The sequence below is a fragment of the Rhodococcus aerolatus genome, from assembly GCF_054783215.1.
This window is the reverse complement of sequence record NZ_BAAGQZ010000020.1, coordinates 1-19,202: the sequence shown is the minus strand read 5'-3', so window position 1 is coordinate 19,202 and position 19,202 is coordinate 1. Positions and strand designations below refer to the sequence as shown.

18 protein-coding genes are annotated in these 19,202 nt (G+C 74.8%); 17 read left to right on the top strand and 1 reads right to left on the bottom strand.

What is annotated here, in order from left to right; translation table 11 throughout:
- Positions 1–15 precede the first annotated feature (15 nt).
- The 13 genes from ACYVOF_RS08505 to ACYVOF_RS08445 all read left to right on the top strand — a co-directional run bounded on the left by ACYVOF_RS08505 (position 16) and on the right by ACYVOF_RS08445 (position 16,032).
- Positions 16–903 (top strand): hypothetical protein, encoded by an 888-nt coding sequence (locus ACYVOF_RS08505; protein WP_460865572.1) that lies wholly within the window; start codon positions 16–18, stop codon positions 901–903.
- The gene (locus ACYVOF_RS08500; protein ID WP_460865570.1) at positions 900–2,282 is read left to right on the top strand and encodes a CpaF family protein; all 1,383 of its coding nucleotides are present in this window, start codon (positions 900–902) and stop codon (positions 2,280–2,282) included. The genes ACYVOF_RS08505 and ACYVOF_RS08500 overlap by 4 nt, the downstream gene beginning before the upstream one ends.
- A 101-nt stretch (positions 2,283–2,383) precedes the next feature.
- Positions 2,384–3,181: a type II secretion system F family protein gene (locus ACYVOF_RS08495; protein WP_460865568.1), complete on the top strand. Its 798-nt coding sequence runs from the start codon at positions 2,384–2,386 to the stop codon at positions 3,179–3,181.
- On the top strand, positions 3,178–4,086 hold the full coding sequence (locus tag ACYVOF_RS08490; RefSeq protein ID WP_460865566.1) for a hypothetical protein: 909 nt from the start codon (positions 3,178–3,180) through the stop codon (positions 4,084–4,086). The genes ACYVOF_RS08495 and ACYVOF_RS08490 overlap by 4 nt, the downstream gene beginning before the upstream one ends.
- A gap of 40 nt (positions 4,087–4,126) precedes the next feature.
- Positions 4,127–4,339, top strand: coding sequence for a hypothetical protein (locus ACYVOF_RS08485; protein WP_460865564.1), 213 nt, complete (start codon positions 4,127–4,129; stop codon positions 4,337–4,339).
- Positions 4,340–4,458: 119 nt separating this feature from the next.
- Positions 4,459–4,854 carry a TadE/TadG family type IV pilus assembly protein gene (locus ACYVOF_RS08480; protein ID WP_460865562.1) on the top strand — a complete coding sequence of 132 codons (396 nt, stop codon included), beginning with the start codon at positions 4,459–4,461 and terminating at the stop codon, positions 4,852–4,854.
- Positions 4,851–5,321: a TadE/TadG family type IV pilus assembly protein gene (locus ACYVOF_RS08475; RefSeq protein WP_460865561.1), complete on the top strand. Its 471-nt coding sequence runs from the start codon at positions 4,851–4,853 to the stop codon at positions 5,319–5,321. The genes ACYVOF_RS08480 and ACYVOF_RS08475 overlap by 4 nt, the downstream gene beginning before the upstream one ends.
- Positions 5,318–5,917 (top strand): pilus assembly protein TadG-related protein, encoded by a 600-nt coding sequence (locus tag ACYVOF_RS08470; protein WP_460865560.1) that lies wholly within the window; start codon positions 5,318–5,320, stop codon positions 5,915–5,917. Before ACYVOF_RS08475 ends, ACYVOF_RS08470 begins: the two co-directional genes overlap by 4 nt.
- A gap of 27 nt (positions 5,918–5,944) precedes the next feature.
- Positions 5,945–9,100, top strand: coding sequence for a LysM peptidoglycan-binding domain-containing protein (locus tag ACYVOF_RS08465; RefSeq protein ID WP_460865558.1), 3,156 nt, complete (start codon positions 5,945–5,947; stop codon positions 9,098–9,100).
- Complete coding sequence (locus ACYVOF_RS08460; RefSeq protein WP_460865557.1) at positions 9,097–9,819, top strand: prepilin peptidase; 723 nt, start codon at positions 9,097–9,099, stop codon at positions 9,817–9,819. The genes ACYVOF_RS08465 and ACYVOF_RS08460 overlap by 4 nt, the downstream gene beginning before the upstream one ends.
- 1,925 nt (positions 9,820–11,744) lie before the next feature.
- Positions 11,745–13,715, top strand: coding sequence for an NlpC/P60 family protein (locus ACYVOF_RS08455; protein ID WP_460865555.1), 1,971 nt, complete (start codon positions 11,745–11,747; stop codon positions 13,713–13,715).
- Complete coding sequence (locus ACYVOF_RS08450; RefSeq protein ID WP_460865553.1) at positions 13,712–14,389, top strand: hypothetical protein; 678 nt, start codon at positions 13,712–13,714, stop codon at positions 14,387–14,389. Before ACYVOF_RS08455 ends, ACYVOF_RS08450 begins: the two co-directional genes overlap by 4 nt.
- Positions 14,386–16,032, top strand: coding sequence for a hypothetical protein (locus ACYVOF_RS08445; protein ID WP_460865551.1), 1,647 nt, complete (start codon positions 14,386–14,388; stop codon positions 16,030–16,032). Before ACYVOF_RS08450 ends, ACYVOF_RS08445 begins: the two co-directional genes overlap by 4 nt.
- Before the next feature lie 13 nt (positions 16,033–16,045).
- Here the strand turns inward: ACYVOF_RS08445 and ACYVOF_RS08440 are convergent, their stop codons facing one another.
- Positions 16,046–16,255, bottom strand: a complete 210-nt coding sequence (locus ACYVOF_RS08440; protein WP_460865549.1) for a hypothetical protein — start codon at positions 16,253–16,255, stop codon at positions 16,046–16,048.
- A 159-nt stretch (positions 16,256–16,414) separates the two neighbouring features.
- Here ACYVOF_RS08440 and ACYVOF_RS08435 point away from each other — a divergent pair, with 159 nt between their 5' ends.
- From ACYVOF_RS08435 to ACYVOF_RS08420, 4 genes are all read left to right on the top strand, one after another.
- Positions 16,415–17,101, top strand: a complete 687-nt coding sequence (locus ACYVOF_RS08435; RefSeq protein ID WP_460865547.1) for a DUF6668 family protein — start codon at positions 16,415–16,417, stop codon at positions 17,099–17,101.
- A 20-nt stretch (positions 17,102–17,121) separates the two neighbouring features.
- Positions 17,122–17,412, top strand: coding sequence for a hypothetical protein (locus ACYVOF_RS08430; protein WP_460865545.1), 291 nt, complete (start codon positions 17,122–17,124; stop codon positions 17,410–17,412).
- A gap of 37 nt (positions 17,413–17,449) precedes the next feature.
- Positions 17,450–18,223 carry a hypothetical protein gene (locus ACYVOF_RS08425; RefSeq protein ID WP_460865543.1) on the top strand — a complete coding sequence of 258 codons (774 nt, stop codon included), beginning with the start codon at positions 17,450–17,452 and terminating at the stop codon, positions 18,221–18,223.
- Positions 18,223–19,202: hypothetical protein (locus ACYVOF_RS08420; RefSeq protein WP_460865541.1), on the top strand; the 980-nt coding region annotated here is incomplete at its 3' end. The genes ACYVOF_RS08425 and ACYVOF_RS08420, both read left to right, overlap by 1 nt.

Here is a 19,202-nt window from a genome sequence, read left to right as displayed (position 1 = left end):
GGAGGATCACCGGGGGTGTCGACCACCACCGCGGTGATGGCCGCGTCCTGGCCGAGCCCCGTGGTGGCCATCGACGCCGACCCCGCCGGGGGCGACCTGCTCGCCGGCGCGGGCGGTGAGGTCGAGGCCAGCCGCGACCGCGGCCTGCTCGAGCTGGTGCGCCTCGCCCGCCAGGGCGACCTACCCGTCGTCCTGGACTCCCAGATCGTGACCCTGCCGACCGGGGTCCCCCTGGTCGCGGGCCTTGGTCACCCGGGGCAGGCCGCCGGGGTTAACTGGGCGGAGCTGGCCGACGGGCTGCGCGCGGTGACCCACCGCGACGCGCTGGTCGACCTGGGCCGCTGGTCGATCAACTTCCCCGCCGCCCCGCTGCTGCGAGCGTGCGACGTGCTCCTCGTCGTGGTCCGCACCCAGTTGCGTGGGCTGCGCCGGGCGGAGCGGACGCTGCCCCTGATCCGGGAGGACGTGGACCGCCACAACCCCGGCGTCGGGTCGATGGGCCTTGTCGTCGTCGACGACAACGGCCCGTACGCGGTCAACGACATTTCCCGCCGCCTCGGCCTGCCCACGATCGGTGAGGTCGCGTTCGACCCGAAGGCGGCCGCGGTGTTCTCCGACGCCGCCGCCCCCGCCCGGAGCCACACCCGCTCCCCCCTGCTGCGCTCCGTGCCCGGGGTGGTCCGCGCCGCGGGCCAGCTCGGGCAACAGCAGCGCGCCCTCGGCACCCGGCGCACCCTGCTGCGCGAGCAGCACAACGCCGACGCCACCGTCGTCATCCCGGCCCCCGGGACCCCGGCTCCTGCCCCGGCGGCGCGGCACGCCGCCGCCCCGGCGGGCCTGCGAGAGATGCCCCGCCGGCAGCGACGACTCAGCTCGGTCCGACCCGACGGGGGCGGACAGTGACCGGCCCAACGTCGGTGTACTCCGACCACGTCACCGTCACCAACATCCGCGACGCGGTGCTCAGCGCGTTCGACGCCGAGCGCACCCCGGAGATGAGCGCGGCCGACCTGCGCCAACTCACCCAGGCCCTCATCCAGCGCGAGCTGGTCGCGGAGTCCCGCCGCCGCGCGGAGGCGGGCATCCAGGCTCTCTCCACCGAGGAGGAGCTGGGCCTGGCCCGCGCGGTGGACAACCAGATCAACGGTGTCGGCCGGTTGCAGGCGCTGCTCGACCTCGACGGCGTCGAGGACATCTACATCCGCGGCGCCCAGCCGGTGGTGCTGCGGATGGCCGACCGCCGGGTGCTGCAGGCCGAGCCGATCGCCGACACCCCCGAGGAGCTGTTCGCCCAGGTCCAGTACCTCGCGGCCTACCACGGGTCCCGGGAGCGGGCATTCTCCCCGGCGCACCCGTTCCTCGACATGGCCCTGCCCGACGGCTCGCGGCTGGCTGCGGTGTGCGACAACTCGCCGTGGCCGGTGGTCACGATCCGCCGCCACGCCCTGGTCGACGTCACCCTCGACGACCTGGTGGACATGGGCTCGATCACCCCGTCGATGCGGCGCTTCCTCGGGGCGTGCGTGCGGGCCCGCCGCACCCTGGTCGTGTCCGGGATGCCCTCGGCGGGCAAGACCACGATGCTCCGGGCCCTGGCCCGCGAGCTCGACGACTACGTGCGCTTCGCGACGCTTGAGACCGAGTTCGAGCTGGGCCTGCACACCCTGCCCGACCGGTTCCCGCTGATCGTGCCGCTGGAGGCCCGCCCCGGGTCGGTGGAGACCGACGCCCAGGGCCGGGCCATCGGTGAGATCAACCTGGCCGACCTGCTGCCCCCGGTGCTGCGGCACTCGGTGACCCTGGCCATCTACGGGGAGGTTCGCGGCGGCGAGGCCTACGCCTTCGTCAAGGGCGCCGGGGCCGGTCTGCCCGGGTCGATGTGCACGCTGCACGCGATCTCCGCCGACGACGCGGTGGACCGCCTAGTCACCGCGGCGATGGAAGGGGCCCCCGGGCAGTCCCCGGAGTACCTGACCCGCCTGGTCGCCCAGTCGATCGACTACGTGGTGCACATGGAGCACTTCGACCACACCGACATTGGGGGCGGCGCGGGCCGGTTCTGCGCGCAGATCGCCGAGGTCACCGCGGTGTCCACGACCGGCAAGGTCGCCATGAACCTGATCTACGAGCCCCCGAAGTACCCGGGGGCGAACGAGCCCCGCGGGCACCGCAGCTCACCGGTGGAGGTCAAGGGCCCGTTCGAGCGCATCGGGTTCGACCTGCGCAGCATCGACAGCGGAGACTCCTGGCCGGAGCCGCTCGTCCTGGGCAAGCTCGGATGAGCGGGCTCATCGTCCTGATGCCCGCAGCCCTCGGTGCCGGGGCCGGAGCGTCCGCTGTTGCCGTGGTCGCGGTGTGGCGCGGTGCCGGTACCAACGCAGAGGTGTTCGGGGGCCGGCTGTCCAAGCGGGTCTCCCGCGTCCTGGCCACCGGGGACACCGAGGGCCCGTCGGTGAAGCCGACCCCGCAGCGCGCCATCTTCGCCGGCGGGGTCCTCGTCGCGGTGTGGATCCTCTCCGGGTGGCCCGTCGCCGGCATCGGCTGCGCCGTCGCGGTGGTGGCCCTGCCGTGGCTGCTGGGCTCCAACGCTGTCGCGAACCGTCGCCTGGACCGCATCGAGGCACTCGAGGTGTGGTGCCGGGGCATGGCCGACCGCCTCGCCGGTGGTGGCGGCACCGGGCTCGTGCAGACCATCCGGGAGTCCACCCGCCGGGCCCCGGAGCCGATCGCCGCGGAGGTCCGCACCCTCGCAGCCCGCCTCGCCAGCATGGACAGGGGATACTCCGCCGCCCTGCAGGCGTTCGCCGACGACATCGACGACCCCACCGGCGACGACGTCGCCGCCGCGCTCATGCTCGCCCTGGACCGACAGGGCGGGGGCGTCGCCGACGTCCTGCGCCGCCTCGCCGCGCAGGTGGCCCGGGAGGTCCTCTCCCGCGACGAGGTCGAGGCCGAGCGCGCCCAGCCCCGCCAGGCGATGCGGGTCCTGCTGATGATGCTGGGCCTGCTGATCGTCGCGTCAGTGTTCATCCCACAACTCCACCAAGGGTACTCCACGGTCACCGGGCAGATCGTGATGGCCGTGCTGCTCACCTTCGCCGGGTTGATGATGGTGCGGATGCGGTCCCTGGCCATCGGCAAGCCGGGGCCCCGCTTCCTCACCGGGGGGAACCGGTCATGAACCCGCAGGTCAGCGTTCTCCTGCTCGTCGGGGCCCTCGGCGGTCTCGCCGTCGCCGTCCTCGTCGCCGCGTTCTCCCCGGCCGCCCCGGTCCGCCTCGACGACGCCCTCGACCGCCTCGACGAGCGGGTCGCGGTGACCCGGGCGTTTTCCGGCACCACCCGCACCGGGTGGCGCCGCCGGGTCGACACCCAGTGGACGTCGCTGGCGCTGCGCCTGCCCGGCTCCGTCCCCGACGAGGACCTGCACGTCATCGGCTGGACCCGGGAGCGGTTCCTGGTCACCCGGCTGACCTCGACCGCCCAGTTCGCGGCCCTGCTGGGACCCGGCGTCGCCGCGATCGGGCTGCTGTTGAGCCTAGGCATCCCCGCCTACATACCCGTGATCGGCCTCGTCCTCGGCGCGTACCTCGGGTTCCGCGCCACCGGGTCCACCGTGACCCGCCGCGCCGCCGCCGCCCGCCTAGAGATGCGCCACGCGACGGTGTCCTACCTTCGTCAGGTCGCGCTGCTCTCCCAGTCCGGGTCCGGCGTCGTCTCCGCCCTCACCCGGCCCACCACGCTGACCACCAGCTCGTGGGCGTTCGGCCGTCTCCGCGCCCAGCTCGACCTCGCCCGCCGGGCGGGGGAGCAGCCCTGGGAGGGACTGCGACGCTTCGGTGAGGAGGTCGGGGTCGACGAGCTCGCCGACCTCTCCGACATCGCCGCCGGGGCCGGGGCCGACGGGTCCGCCGTCGTCTCGACGCTGATCGAGCGGGCCGACTCCCTCACCGCGCAGATGCAGACGGAGGAGCGGGCCGGGCAGAACAAGGCCAGCGACAAGATGAGCTCCCCGACCGTCGCGATGGTCTGGGTCATCGCAGTCTGGATCGGCTACCCCATGATCTCCCTGCTCGTGCAGGGCTGAGCTCCACCGCACCACCCACCACCACCCGAAGGAGAACCACATGAGCAACCGCATCACCGACGCCAAGGCCCGCGCCGAGCTGGCCCTGACCGAGGCCCAGTCCCGCCTGATCACCCTGTCCGAGGAGCCCGAGCTCGGTGGGGCCCGCAACACCGACGAGGGCTTTCACATCGGCATCGGCGCCGCCGCTGCCGGAGCCATCGGCATCGCCGTGGCCGCGTTCGTCGCCAAGAAGATGGGCGCCCTGGGCTGACCCAGCCCAAACCCCGCTCCACCAGCTCCACGTCCTCGGGTGGGGATGACCGGGCGCCACACCCGCCCGGTCACCCCGCCCGCGACAACCCCCAGCACCATCACCGGGAGGTGAGCAGCATGGCCAGCACCCCCACCTGGGGCGAGAAGGACCGCGGCAGCGCCGTCAACGTCCAGGTCGCGATCCTCTTCCCGCTGCTGCTGCTCACCGTGTTCACCGTCCTGCAGACCGGTCTGTACCTCTACGGCAAGGACGTCGCTCTCTCCGCCGCCCGCGCCGGCGTCGACCAGGGCCGCGCGTTCGGCACCATCGACACCTCTGCCGCCCAGGTCCGCGCGCAGAGCGCCCTGGCCAGCAACAGCGGCGGTGTCCTCGACGGCCCCCGGGTCACTGCGACCCGCACCGCGACCACCATGACCGTCACCGTCGACGCCGCGGTCACCTCCCTGGTCCCCGGCCTCGACATGCGGGTCACCCAGTCCTCGACCGCCGCCCTCGAGCAGGTCACCCGATGAGCCCCCACCGCGGCGGCCTCACCGCCCGGTGGGCGTCGCTGACCGAGCGACCCGAGCACGGCGGCGCCCCGACCACCGAGGCCGCGCAGCTGCTCCCGGTGGTGCTGCTCGTCCTCGTCGCCGTCATCGCCGGCGGCCGGGTCAGCAACGCCCACGACGCCGCCGACCAGGCCGCCCGCGCCGCCGCCCGCATCGCCTCGGTCGGGCGTGAGCCCGTGTCGGCCCGCGCCGACGCCACCGCGGCCGCGACGGCCTCGTTCGAGCAGCAGAACGTCCACTGCCTCGGGGTCAACGTCGACGTCTCCACCGCCGGTCTCACCGCCGCCCTGGGCACCTCCGGGGCGGTCACCACCACCGTCAAATGCACCGTCGCCCTCTCCGAGCTCGCGTTCCCCGGCATCCCCGGCGACCGCACCCTCACCGCCTCCTTCACCTCCCTCGTCGACCCCAACCGGGAACGCCCATGACCACCCAGGCCACCCCCGACAAGCCGACCCCGGCCGACCCCGAGGCCGTGGACGCGGTCGCCGGCGCCGGCGCCGGCGCCGTCGACGTCGACGTCGACGTCGACGTCGACGTCGACGTCGACGTCGACGTCGAGCCGACCCGGTGGTCGAGGCTGCGCGCGCACCCGGAGCGGGGCGCGTCGGTGTCGGTCATGGCCGCCGGCCTGCTGGTGGCCACCGCGGTGTTCCTCGGCCTGGTCATCGACGGCGGCGCGAAGATCACCGCCAGCAACAAGGCCAACGCCACCGCCCAGGAAGCGGCCCGCGCCGGGGTGCAGGCCGCGACGACCTTCGGGGTCGGCGGGGTGGCCCCCGGGGCCACCCAGGCCGCGCTCGGCGGGTCCGGGGCCTCGGTCAACGTCGCCCGCTCCGCCGCGGCCGCGCAGTCCTACCTGGCCGCCGCCGGGGTCGCGGGCACCGCGACCCCCGCCGGGGCGGACAGCCTGCGGGTCACTGTGACCATCGCCGAGCCCACCAAGGTGCTCTCCCTCATCGGCATCGGCTCCTTCGCGGTCACCGGCACCGCGGACGCCCGAATCCTCTACGCCCGCTCCTAGCCCGCACCTGACCCGCAGGAGGCCCCCGTGCGCCGACTCATCCGCGCCCTGACCGGCCTCGTCCTGATGGGCGTGCTGCTGGTCGGGGTCCCCGTCGGGCTGCTCATCGCCGGCTCCGCCGCCGTGGGCCCTGACTTCCTGCCCCGCATCACCGCCGACCCAGCCGCCCTCGGGCAGGCGTTCCTCGACCGGGGCAGCGTCGAGCTGCTCCTCGCGCTGCTGGTCCTCATCGGCCTGATCGCCTGGGCGGTGTTCACCCTCGCCGTCGTCATCGAGCTCGTCGCCCTGGTCGGGAAGTTCCGCACCCCCCACGTCGCCGGGATCGGGTGGGCCCAGGGCGCCGCCGCCGCCCTGCTCGGGCTGATCGTGCTCGCCTCCCCCACCTCGCAGACCACCGCGCAGGCCGCGACCTTCGGCGACGCCCCCGCCCCGCCGTCGGCGTCGCTGTCGCTCTCCGCCGCCCAGCTCGCCCCCGCCCCCGGCGGGGTCACGGTCAGCGGGTTGACCGACCCCGCCCCCACCCAGGCCGAGGCACCCGCCCCGGCCCCGGCCGGGCCCACGGTCACCACGGCCCGCGGGGACTCCCTATGGGGCCTGGCCCAGGCCCACCTGGGCAGCGGGATGCGGTGGGCGGAGATCGTCGACCTCAACGCCGACCGCACCCAGCCCGACGGGTCGCACCTGACCCGGGAGCACACCACCCTGCCGGTGGGCTGGACCCTCGAGCTGCCCGCGGACGCGACGAACCTCCCCGCCACGACCAGCCCCGCCACCGCGGGCGCCGCAGCGGCCACCGTCACCGTCGCCCCCGGCGACACCCTCTCGAGCATCGCCCAGGACCGCCTGGGCGACGCCTCCCGCGCCGGGGAGCTCGCCGCCGCCACCGAGGGCATCACCCAGCCCGACGGGTCGCACCTCACCGACCCCGACCTGCTCCGCCCCGGCTGGCAGGTCGCCGTGCCCGGGGCAGTCGCCCCTCCCCCCGTGGTCACCCCACCCCCGCCGGTGGTGCCCCCCGTCGTGGTCCCGCCCGTGCAGCCCCCAGCTGTGCAGCCGCCCGCCGCCACCCAGACCCCCACCCCGGTGCCGAGCACCCAGCCCACCACCCCGGCACCGACCACACAGTCCCCGGCGACGCCGTCGGCCCCGGCCCCGGTGTCCCCCGCGGCGCAGGCCGTGCCCACCACGACCGCGTCGTCGTGGACGGCCCTGAACCCCTACACCGAGTTCGGGGGCCTCCTGGCCGCCGGTGTGCTCGTCGCCCTGGGCGCTCGGCGGATGGTGCAGGCCCGCCGCCGCCGCCCCGGCAACCGGCTCGTCGGGGCCGGGTCGGTGTCGCCGATGGAGCTGGCGCTGCGCGCCACCGAGGACCCGCCCACCGTGGCCGTCCTCGACGCCGCCCTGCGCACCTGGTCCGCGCGCAGCGCCCCCGACACCGAGCTGCCCGACGTGCTCGGCGCAGTCATCGGGACCCGGCTGACCCTGCTGCTCGCCTCCCCCGCGACCCCCACCGACCCGTTCCTGCCCGGGCCCACCCCCACCCACTGGGTCCTCGACCCCGCCGCGGACCTCGACACCGACCGCGACGTCGTCGCCCCCTTCCCCACCCTGGTCACCCTGGGCAAGTCCCCCACCGGCGATCTCGTCCTGATCGACCTCGAGCGGACCGGGGCCATGACCCTGACCGGGGACGCCGACGACGTCGTCGACGTGCTCTCCGCCATGGCCATCGAGCTGGCCCTGTCCGGGTGGGCCGACCACCTCGACGTCACCGTCGTGGGTCTGTCCCGCGACCTCGTCACCTACCTCGGCGGGGGCCGGCTCCGGCACGCCGAGACCCTCGACGAGGTCCTCGACCGGCTCGAGCGTCACCACCAGGACTCCACCGACGCCCTCGCCGAGAGCACCGCGGCCACCGCTGTCGGTGCCCGCGTCGCCGGCGTCGCGGAGGACGTGTGGACCCCGGAGGTCGTGCTGACAGCCCAGGCCGTCACCCCGCAGCAGCGGGACCGCCTCGCCCAGGTCACCGCCAGCGGGGCGGGCCTGAACCTCGCCGCGGTCATCACCGCCGCCGACGGGGACGTCGCCGCCCTGCCCGGCCCCTGGCAGGTCCACGTCCCCGACCAGGGCCCCACCGAGGTGCCCGTGCTGGGCACCACCGTGTCCCTGCAGCGCCTCGCCTTAGCCGACCGCGACGCCCTGCTCGCCGACTTCCGGGCCACCGACTCCCACGCCCAGGTGCCCGGCCCCGACGCCCACCTGATCCCCGCCGAGCCCACCGAGGTCGTCGGACCGCCCCCCGCCCCGGCCGGTCCGGCGGAGATCCCCGCCGGCCTCGTGGCGACCCCCGCCTCGACCCCGCAGCCCTCGGTCGAGCCGGACCCCACCGACGCCGACCGGGCCGAGCTCGCAACCCTGCTGCACGTCGACCCGGGTGCCCCCGAGGTGCGGGTCTTGGGCCCGGTAAAGATCACCGGGCGTCCCCCGCTGACCTCGGCCGGGGCCAGCAAAGTCACCGAGCTGGCCGTGTTCCTGGCCCTCAACCCGGGCCGCGGCGCGGTCGAGGTGTCCCGGGAGCTGGGCCCGGAGGGGGAGCCGTGGAAGGACGGCACCCGCCAGTCCCGCATGTCCCAGCTGCGGACGTGGCTGGGCTCCGACGCCGCCGGCAACGACTACGTCCCCACCGTCACCACCGCCCGCGGCTACCGGCTCGCCGAGGTGATCCGCACCGACTGGCGGTGCTTCCAGACCCTCGCCACCCGCGGTCTGCACGACCCCGCCGGGGGCCTGTTCTGGCTCGACGCCGCCCTCGACCTGGTCCGCGGCGTGCCCTTCTCCAACGCCCCCTACGGGGCCTACCGCTTCGCCCTGGTGGAGCGGCAGGAGATGGTCAACCGCATCGTCGACGTCGCCCACGCCGCCGCGATGGGCCACCTCGCCGGGGACCTCCGCAAGGCCCGCACCGCGGTCCTGCTGGGCCTGCGAGCCGACCCGGTGAGCGAACTGCTCTACCGCGACTGGTTCCGTATCGAGTACGCCGCGGGGGACCTGTCCGCGGTCCGGGCCGCCGCCCGCGAGCTGCGCCGCACCCTGGAGGACGTCGAGGTCTCCCAGGAGACCGAGGACCTCCTCGTCGAGCTGCTCGACCCGCAGGTTCGCGCGGCCCGCCGCGCCGCCCGATGAGTGGCACCGCCAGCCTCACTATGTGCGCCGTCCTCGGTGCGGGCATCGTGCTGACGTGGGCTGCCGCAAAGCAGCTCGCCGGGCCGCCGCGGGCGGGCAACCGGCTCCCCGACCCGGGCCGACTCTGGCCCGTCGGGGTCGGGTTCGCTGTCATCGCCGGCGTCACAGTGGCCGCGGCCGACGAGCCCAGGTTCGTCCCCGTGGTGCTGCTCGTCTTCTTCGGTGTGCCCGCCGCGTACACCGACGCGAGGGAGCTGCGGCTGCCCGACCCGCTCACCTACGGGCTCGCTGCAGCGACCGCTGCGGCGGTCGTCGTGCTCGCTCTGACCGGGGTCCCGGGCAGCGTCCTGTGGGCCGTGGTGGGGGGCATTGGGTACCCGCTGGTCCTCCTCGCGATCGCCCTGCTGACCCCCACCCGGGCCACCCCCGCTGCCGCCACGGCGGGGTCCGGTGGGGACGCCACGACGGTGCCCGCGACCCGCCCGACGGCCCTCGGCCTGGGGGACGTGAAGCTCGCTGTCGGGGTCGGGATCGTCGCCGGGTGGGGCTCCCCCGCGGCCCTCACCACCGCACTGTTGCTGACCGCGGCGGGGCACCTGCTGTGGGTCATCGGCTGCTCCATAGGGCGCCATGCCGGCGCCCGCTCCGGCCTCTCCGGGACCGCGATGGGCCCCTGGATGGTCGCCGGCGGCCTCGCCGCCGTCGTCCTCACCGCCTAGCACCGCGCTGCTCTCCGGCCACCGCCGGACAGCCTCCCGACTGGACCCTCTACACCCACTCTGACCTGGGCAGTAGAGGGTCACCGGGACCCACCGCGCCCCGTCCACGGCTGGCGTGGGGCGGTCGCGAGGTCCATTCCCGGCCTGGGTCGCCGGAAGGCCCGGGAAATGGCCCCGATCACGGATCAGCCGAGGTCCGCGAGCTCGGCGGACACTGTCCCTCTACTGGGGCGGCGCGGACCCTCTATACCCCCTCTGAACTGCGAGGTAGAGGGTCCGACCCGGCGGGGCCTGCAGGTGGCGCCGCGAAACTCGACGAAGTTTCTTAGGGGTAGAGGATTTGGTAGAGGATCGCTGAAAGGGTCCCTCCCCAGCGTGAAGACATCTCACTCCGTCTCTTCACGCCGGGAGCTTCCATGACCAACGACCCACTGTCCTTCTACACCGAGGAGTGGCGACGATTCGTCGCTGGACCCGTAGCGAGCACAACGCTGAAACGCTGGGCTGAGCACGCACCAGCACTGGCCGGGGTGAGCGACGTCAGCAGAGAACTCACAGTGGCCCGCGCGGCGAGAGATTTCGACCGGACGGACCACGTGCTGCATGCCTTGCTCGTCACGTCGGCGTCGCGGGATTCGGCCGCAGCAACGGCATCTATCGGGGTAGCGGCCCACCTTGTACCGGGTGCGGTGCGCGTCGCCCTTCAGGTGCAGTCTGCTCTGTCGCGAGCTGGTCAACCCACATCCTTCGCCGACGTCCGCGCGACCGTCGCGGGTTGCCTGTGGGAGGAGATTCGCACTTTTCCCCTGAGACGGACTCACGCGATCGCAGCGAACGTTCTTGGGGACGTTCTCGCCATGGCCTTGCGTGCTCACGACTGCCACCCCCGTGTCAGGGGACGTGGTCTCCCGACATCGCAGGAGGAACTTGATCAGTTGGGTGCGGGTGGAACCGCTGCGGTCATACAAGAGTCTGAGGAGTTGCTCTATCTCCTTGCATGGGCCCGTGTGCACGACCGCCTGACCGCGCCTCAGACAGAGATTTTGCTGCGCCGTTGGACCACCGGCACCAAGCCGGTCTCGACCCGTCAGCTAGGGGCCGAGATGGGCTGCTCGCAGCGAACGGCGGCCCGGCGCTGCGCCGAGGCCGAGCGCGCACTTGCGTTGGCGGTCGCAGCATGACCGGGCGAGGCGAAGGCCGGGAGCATTGGTGCGACCAGTTCGTGGTCGGTGTCCCGCTCAGCGGGGATGAGGAGCAGATTTCCGCTGGCTACCAATCAGCGCGAAGGTTGGGCGCGGCGCTACAGCGGACGCCTCTGAACCGAGCGCTTCTTGGCGAACTTGCGGCATTCGTCGACGGCCCCGGGTGGCGTGCCTGTGATGCGCTCGACCGGCTCCTCGCTGGCACAGCCGTTGCACGAGCAGACCGCATGACCGCGCTTCTCCGCGGCGACGACGCGGGTCGGGACGCGGAACTGTGACGGTCCCGCCCCTCCCCCCGCCTTCGCCGTCACGCGCACGGGCGCCGCGGGGCTCCTACCTCGACCAGCTTCTCGCTGGGCCCTGCCACACCACGCCCGCCCCCGAGGTCCCCGCGGCAGCGGAGCCGGACCCTCGGTGGGCGTCCTGGTGGGACGACGCCTGGCCGGTCGAGCCCACCCCGACCGCTGCACCGGCGGCGGAGCGGATCGCACCGGTGCTGCCGCCGGTCCCCGCCGACCGGCCCGAGCCGGTGGACGACGGTCCCGAGCCGCGTCCGGCCCGCCGGCCCCGCCTGCCTATCCCGGCCCTCACCCGCACGGCTCCGGCGGTGCCCCGCCGGACGGTCCATACACCCGCGGTGCAGCGCAGCCGGTTGCCCGGGCGCGGGGTCCACGTGACACGTCGCGGCCCGGCCTGGTCGGCCGCCTCGGCCGGTCAGAGCTGATGGGATCGGAGGACAGCTCGCAGCGTTCCGCGCTGCTAGTGGTGCTGGCCGCGGTCGGCGCCCCGGTGTTCATCGTGGTGCTGCTCGTCGTGGTCCTCGCCGGTGGCGGGCAGCCGCCGCCGTGCGGGCCCGGTGGGGCCGCCGGCCCCGGGTCCTCCCCGGGTGTCGGACCGCTGTCGCCTAACGGCATCCCCGAGGCCTACGTGCCGCTGGTCCAGGCCGCCGGGACGGTGTGCCCGGAGTTCCCCGCCCCGGTCATCGCCGCCGAGCTCCAGCAGGAGTCCGGGTTCAACCCCAACGCCGTGTCGGAGTCGGGAGCGCAGGGCATCGCCCAGTTCATGCCCGGCACCTGGCCCTCCTACGGGGTCGGGTCCCCGTTCGACCCGGCCGCCGCGATCCCCGCGCAGGCGAAGTACCTGTGCGAGATGGCCGGGCAGATCAGCGCCGCCAACGCCTCCGGGCAGCTGCACCTGACCGTGTCGGTCACCGAGGCCGCGCTGTTCGGCTACAACGCCGGCCTCGGTGCGGTCCTGGCGTCGGGCAACGGGGTGCCGACCAACTCCCAGTCCGCGGACTACGTCCCCCGGATCATGGAGATGGCGCGGACCGAGTTCTCCACCGCAGGCACCACCGGAGGAGCTCCCGCCCCGGCCGGTGGCGCCGGGGTGCAGGCCGCGCCCGCCCCGGCCGCGACCGCACCCTCCGGGTGCGGCGGGGCCGGGGTCCAGGTCACGGTCACCCAGGTCACCTACCCCGTCCCAGGCGGCGGGACGCAGCCCGCCGACCTCTACACCCCAGCCGGGGCCGGGGCGGGCACGACACCGCGCCCGGTCGTGGTCATGGTCCACGGCGGCGGGTTCTTCTTCGGGGACCGCTCCGAGCTCGCCGACGCCGCGAAGGCCGCCGCCGAGCACGGCTACCTCGTGCTGAACATCGACTACGACCTCGGCGCCCCCCGGTGGCCACGCCAGCTCGACCAGGTCGGCGCCGCCATCGACTACGCCCGCACCACGGTGCCGGGTGCCGACCCGGCCCGGGTCGCCCTGCTCGGTGACTCCGCCGGCGGCGCCCTCGTCCTCGAGGCCGGGATGCTCGGCGACCACCACGGGGTGCAGGCCGTCGTCTCCTGGTCCGGGCCCAGCAACTTCACCAGCCTGTCCGCGCAGGTGCCCCCACCCGCCCCGGGCACCGCGCAGCTCGCGTCGTACCAGCAGGCCGCGGCGGTTGCGGACCCCACGATCTACCTGGGCTGCCTGCAGATCGTGTGCCCCGACCTGTGGCGCCAAGCCTCCCCAGCACTGTCGCTGACCCCGGGGGCGCCGCCGGTGATGATGGTCAACTCCGACGCCGAGCTCGTCCCGCTGCCACAGGTCGCGGAGATGACCGACGCCCTCACCCGGCAGGGGCAGACGTCGAAGACGCTGATCTTCCCCGGGGACCGGCACGCCAACGCCTACACCGCTGACGCCAACGGGCCGTCGCTGGCGTTCCTGGACGAGACCCTGCACTTCACCCCGCCCCCGCCGACCGCGGCCGCGGGTGGTTCCGGCGGGGGCGGCCCGGCCGCGCAGAAGGTCGTCGCCGCCGCGGAGACCCAGCAGGGGCTGCCCTACATCTGGGGCGGCGGTGGCTACAACGGGCCCACCGGCGGCGGCTTCGACTGCTCCGGCCTCACCGCCTACGCCTTCCACCAGGTCGGCCTCGACCTGCCCCGCACCGCGCAGGACCAGTACGCGGCCACCGCCGGCACCGCGCTGCCCGGCGGGTTCAACCCCGCCTCCTACCAACCCGGCGACCTCCTGTTCTGGGGGACCTCCGGCGACATCCACCACGTCGCCATCGCCATCGGCAACGGCCAGCTCATCGAGGCGTCCACCTTCGGCCAGCCCCTCGCCGAACGGCCCATCTACGAGTCCGACTTCTTCGCCGCCACCCGACCGCTCAGCACCACCCCAGGAGCCCCCCAGTGACCCCACGCAGCCACGCCCACCGCGCCGGGCCCGCCGCGGTCCTGCTCGCCCTCACCGCGGCCCTGGCCGCGGCCTGCACCAGCACCGCCCCGACCCCCGTCCCCGCCACAGCGGCCGCCACGCCCACCGCCGTCGCACCGTCGGCGGCGCCCGCCGCTGCGTCGGGGGCACCGTCGGTGTTCGTGACCCCGCCCGCGGTGGCCACCGGCACCCCCGGGCAGCCCCGCGGGGCGGCCCCGGGCCCGGTGGACCGCACCGACCCCACTGCGGTCGCCGCGGCGTTCACCACGGCCACCTTCACCGTGGACACCGCGATCGACCGGTCCCGGTTCGACGCGCAGGCCCGCTCCGCGGTGTGGGCGAGCCCCGCCTACGCCGCTGTCCTCACCACCCCACCCCCCTCGACGGGGGACGCCGAGGTCACCGACCTCGCCGCGCACCGCGGGTTCACCACCGTGGCCCTGTCGCCGAACAGCGACGCCGGGCGCCCCACCGACGAGCTGCGGTCCGCGGCCCGCAGCTTCACCGTTGCCCCCACCGGCCACGGGGAGGACGGGTGGACCCAGGCGTGGGCCACCCGCACCATCTACGTGTTCCTCACCCGCGACGGCGGCGACGCCCCCTGGCAGGTCAGCTCCGCGCAGTTCACCGCCACCACCGGGAGCGGGCAGTGAGCGCGGCCCGCACCGTCGGGACGCGGATGCTGACCGAGGGGGTCGTGACCCCCTCGGGCGCCGTGCTGGAGGTGCCGCTCTACCCACGGCACCGGGTGCACCTCGGGGCCGACAGCGCCACCGTCGACGGCACCGAGGTCGACCTCGACGGGCAGGACCCGCGGACCGCGGCCACCGCCGCCCTCGTCGCGAAAGCCCGCCGGGTGCGGGGCTCCTCGGGTGCAGTCCGCGCCGAGGTCGCCGTCGAGGGGTCCGACGAGGTGTGGCACGCCGTCGTCACCGCCGGCGGGGAGCTCTTCGACGCCACCGCGCCCCGCACCGGGCCCGGTCGGGGCCGGTGGGTCGCCGCCGCCGCCGCGGCCGCAGTCCTCGTGCTGGGCGCGGCCACCACCGCGGTCCTGATGACCCGACCCGCACCGACGCCCGTGGTGGCGGCGGCCCCGGCGGCGCCGCCGACGGGGACCCCCACCCCGTACCCGCAGCTGCCCCCACCCGGGTTCGCCGGCGTCGCGGACTGGTCCGCCCCCGTCGCCCCCGGAGCGGTCCCGGTCCTCACCGACTCCGCGGTCCTCACCGTCACCGGCACCACCGGGTCCCCGCAGGTCACCGCACTGGACCCCGGCACCGGGCTGCCGGCCTGGTCGGTGCCGCTGCCCCGCGGCGCCGCCACCACCGGGGGCCTGCACCTGGCCCTCATCGACACCACCCCCGTGGTCGCCACCTCCACCGGCACCGACCTGCTGTGGTGGCCGCTGGCTCCGGCCGCCGACGGCACCCACCCGCAGAGCTCGGTGTCGCTGCCCCCGCAGGCCACGGTCTCCTGGGCAGGCACCACCCCGCTGGTCACCGTCCCCGGGCAGCACGCCGCCGCGGTGACCCGCGGGGCCCTGACCGACCGCCCGGTGCCCGCCGGGGCCACCGCCCTCGGCGCCACCACCAGCGACGGTGGAGTCGAGGTCGTCGCCGCGAACTCCGTCGGCCAGCTGTGGCGGCTCACCCTGGCGGGGGACACCACCACCATCCCGGCCCCGACCACACTCCCCACCCCGGCCGGGGCCACGACCCTGGAGTCCGTCGCCGGCTACACCGCACCCCTGCCCACCGGCACCGACCTGCTCGTCACCACCTGGTTCACCACCGACCCCGGCACCCGCCTGGTCGCTCTCCTCGACGCCCACACCGGTGCCGTCGTCGGCTCCCCCACCCCGGCCGCCGCCGGTGACCTCACCTCGAGCGGGTGGGCTGCCTCCCCGCGTCACCAGCTCGGGACCCTCGGACCCGTCCTCGCCCGCACCACCACCCAGGTCGGGGTGGTGGGGCTGCCCGCGGGGTGGCGCACCGGGGAGGTCACCGACTCCGCCGTCTACGGCACCGCCACCACCAGCGGGGCCGCCCCGACCCGGCTGCTCGTCACGCCCACCGGGCAGGCCGCCGCCCTCGGCTCGGGGTCGGTGCCACTGGGCGTCATCGCCGGGCGGGCGATCACCTCGGCCACCACCGGGTCCGACACCACCCTCTACGGGCTGCCGGTAGCAACGACCAGTCCCACGCCGACCCCGTCGGTGACCGCGTCCGCCCCGCCTCCGCTGCCCTCGGCGGCCCCGACCCCGGCGAAGGCCGCGACCCCCACCCGCGCGCCCTGACGGGCCCTTCGGGCTAGTCCCGCCGGTAGGCGCGCAGGACGGCGTCCGCGGTGCAGAACAGCGCCACCGCGAACCCGGACCCGACCGCGCCCGTGACGACCGCGGCGACCACGTCACCGGCGGACCCGCCGCCGGCGACCGTGAGCAGGGCGAGGACCACCTCGACGGCCACCACCGCCGCCGCCATGTTGCGGAGCTCCCGGCCTCCGAGCGGCTGTCCCATCCCGCGACCGTAGGCCGCCGGATGGGGCAGCCGTCGTGCGCGGCCGCGGGGGCTCGTGCAGGGGTCCGGAAAAAACTTTCCGGATCGGTGGCCAAAACCGGGTCCCCACACCCGTAGAGGAGGGCCACACCCCGCAACCCTCCCGAGGAGGACCCCGCGATGACCCACCCCGCCGCGGTGAACCCGCTGCTTCCGGCGGCGCCGCCGCCCCCGCCGGCCCCGGAGCGGGTGGAGACCTCCGCGGTCCTTGGCGACGAGCTCGCCGCCACCTACGGGCCCACCGCCCCGCTGGCGACCCCGGCCCCCGCCGGGCCCGGGCTGCCCACGACGCGGGTCGACACCGACCCGCTGCTGTGGGTCGTCGGCGTCCACGGCGGGGCCGGTGCCTCCACCGTCGCCGCCCTGCTCGGCTCCGCCGGGGAGCACCCCGACGAGGTCAGCGAGCTGCCCCAGCACCTCCCCGACACCGGCCCCGGCCGGCCCGCCCCGCGGGTCCTTCTCGTCGCCCGCACCCACGTCACCGGGCTGCACTGGGCCGCCCACGTCGCCCGGCACTGGGCCAGCGGCCGCACCGGCATCGACCTCGTCGGCCTGGTCGTCCTCGACGACGCCCCCACCCTGCCCCCGGTCCTCGCCGCCGAGGTCCGCCGCGTCGCCGGGATGGTCCCCGCCCTGTGGCACCTGCCCTGGGTCGAGGCGTGGCGCACCGAGCTCGACCTGCACCCCGCCGGGCTGCCCCGCCGGGTCCGCCGCTCCATCACCCAGATCCGCGACCACGCCGTCACCGCCGCCTACCGCGGCACCGACTCCACCCCCCACCCCCACACCGACCGCGCCGCGGTCTGAGAAGCGAAGGACACCCCCTCATGGCCACCTACCTGCACACCACCCCCGACACCACCGTCCTGGCCCAGGGCTCCGGCATCCAGATCAACTCCACCCAGCCACCCGGCACCCAGGGCCTCATCACGGTCGTCAACTACATCGCCTGGGGCGCCTTCGCGGTCTGCCTCATCGGGTTCGTCGTCGCCGCCGCCGGCATGGCGATCAAGCACCACCGCGGCGAGGAGATGGCCTCGATGAAGGGCCTCGGAATGTCGCTCATGGGCACCGTCCTGATCGGCGCCGCCGGGGCAATCGTCGGGTCCGTCACCTAGACCAGCGCCCACAACCACCCCGAGCACGGAGGACCCGATGAGCACCCCTGACGCACCCCGACCCACCCGCCACCGCAGCTGGACCGCCGCCGCCGCCCTGCTCGCGCTGGTCGTCGTCGCCCTGGCCGCGGTCCTCATCAACGCCGCCGTGTCCGGCCCCGACACCACCACCGCCGCACCTGACCCGTCCGGCCCCCCGACCCCGGCCCCGGCGGCGGGGTCGGTCACCGCCTCGGCCACCAGCGAGGACGGTGGCGACCGCCCGGCGGGGTGCGCCACCACCGGCACCGACCAGTCCGTCCCCACCGCCACCCCCTCGGGGGTGACGTGGTCGCTGGTGCAGGGCTTCGCGGTCCCGTCCACCACCGCCGACGGCCCCGCCCTCAAGGGCCCGGCCGGGGTCGCCTACTGCTACTCCCGCACCCCGGTCGGGGCGCTGCTGGCCGCGTCGAACCTCGGTCACGTCACCGGTAGCCCCACGGCCGTCGTCGCAGACCTCAGGGACCACGCCCTCGTCGAGAACCAGTACACCGACCAGCTCGCCTCCAGCTCCACCCCGGGTAGCCCCGGGGCCGGTGCCGGCGTGCAGCTCGCGGGGTTCCGGGTCGTGTCCTACTCCCCCGACCAGGCCACCGTCACCCTGGCCATCGCCTCGGCCGGGTCGACCTCGGGCAGCGTGCAGCTCACCGTCGCCCTCGCGTGGTCCGGGGGCGACTGGCGGGTCGTGCCCCAGGCCGGCCCCGCCCTGTTCGTGAACGTCGGATCGGTGACGTCGCTGTCGAACTTCGTCCCGTGGTCCGGTGTCGCCTGATGTGCGACTTCTGGGACGTCAAGTGCCTCGGCGGCGACCTCGTCAACAGCGCCGCATCGAAGGTCACGAACTCCTTCCTCGACGAGCTTCGCCGATCCGCCGCGGACATGGTCACCACCGCCCTGAAGACGCTGGGCACGTTCTGGCTGAACATCCCCTCGCCGAACCTCGGGGACGGGTCCGCGCAGAACGCCGGGGTCGCGCAGTCCTTGCAGGACAACCTGGGCTACTTCACCCTCCTGGCCGCGGTCGTCGGGCTGATCCTCTGCGGCGCCCGGGTGGGCATCACCGCGAAGGCCGACGCCGGCGCCGAAGGCGTGAAGATGCTCGCCCGCCTCATCGGAGTCACCGCAGCCGGTGGTGCCGTCGTGGCCCTGCTCATCTCCGCCGGGGACGCCCTCTCCCCGTGGGTCATCGAGCAGTCCACCGGGAAGACCTTCGATCAGTCCGCGCCGTCGCTGGTCACCAACGCCGCGATGCTGCAGCTGACCCCGCTGCTGACCATCGTCTCCGCGATCTTCGCGGTTCTCGGCGCCGCCGCGATGGTCATCTACATGATCATCCGGGGTGGGCTGCTGGTCGTGCTCATGGCGGTGTGGCCGCTGGCCGCGTCCATGTCGACCACCGAGCAGGGCCTGCAGTGGTACAAGAAGATCAACGCCTGGATGGTGGCGTTCGTCCTGCTCAAGCCGGTCGCGGCGATCATCTACTCCGCCGGGTTCCTGCTCCTCAAGGGTGCGGGCACGTTCACCACCGACGACCCCGACACCACCGCGCTCATGTCGACCCTGACCGGGACCGCGGTGCTGGCCCTGGCCGGTCTGTCCCTGCCCGCCCTGCTGCGGTTCGTCTCCCCCATGACCGCCGCGGGGTCCGGGGCGATCAGCGGCGCGGCGATCGGCGCGGCCACCGTCGCCGTCGGTGCCGCGGTCGTCACCGGCGGGGCCGGGGCCGCCGCTGGTGGTGCCGGGGCGGCCGG

Excerpts from the sequence above, each read along its gene's own strand:
- ACYVOF_RS08490 (WP_460865566.1), top strand. The coding sequence starts at position 3,178 with ATGAACCCGCAGGTCAGCGTTCTCCTGCTCGTCGGGGCCCTCGGCGGT.
- ACYVOF_RS08485 (WP_460865564.1), top strand. The coding sequence starts at position 4,127 with ATGAGCAACCGCATCACCGACGCCAAGGCCCGCGCCGAGCTGGCCCTG.
- ACYVOF_RS08480 (WP_460865562.1), top strand. The coding sequence starts at position 4,459 with ATGGCCAGCACCCCCACCTGGGGCGAGAAGGACCGCGGCAGCGCCGTC.
- ACYVOF_RS08475 (WP_460865561.1), top strand. The coding sequence starts at position 4,851 with ATGAGCCCCCACCGCGGCGGCCTCACCGCCCGGTGGGCGTCGCTGACC.
- ACYVOF_RS08470 (WP_460865560.1), top strand. The coding sequence starts at position 5,318 with ATGACCACCCAGGCCACCCCCGACAAGCCGACCCCGGCCGACCCCGAG.
- ACYVOF_RS08460 (WP_460865557.1), top strand. The coding sequence starts at position 9,097 with ATGAGTGGCACCGCCAGCCTCACTATGTGCGCCGTCCTCGGTGCGGGC.
- ACYVOF_RS08455 (WP_460865555.1), top strand. The coding sequence starts at position 11,745 with ATGGGATCGGAGGACAGCTCGCAGCGTTCCGCGCTGCTAGTGGTGCTG.
- ACYVOF_RS08440 (WP_460865549.1), bottom strand. The coding sequence starts at position 16,255 with ATGGGACAGCCGCTCGGAGGCCGGGAGCTCCGCAACATGGCGGCGGCG.
- ACYVOF_RS08435 (WP_460865547.1), top strand. The coding sequence starts at position 16,415 with ATGACCCACCCCGCCGCGGTGAACCCGCTGCTTCCGGCGGCGCCGCCG.
- ACYVOF_RS08430 (WP_460865545.1), top strand. The coding sequence starts at position 17,122 with ATGGCCACCTACCTGCACACCACCCCCGACACCACCGTCCTGGCCCAG.
- ACYVOF_RS08425 (WP_460865543.1), top strand. The coding sequence starts at position 17,450 with ATGAGCACCCCTGACGCACCCCGACCCACCCGCCACCGCAGCTGGACC.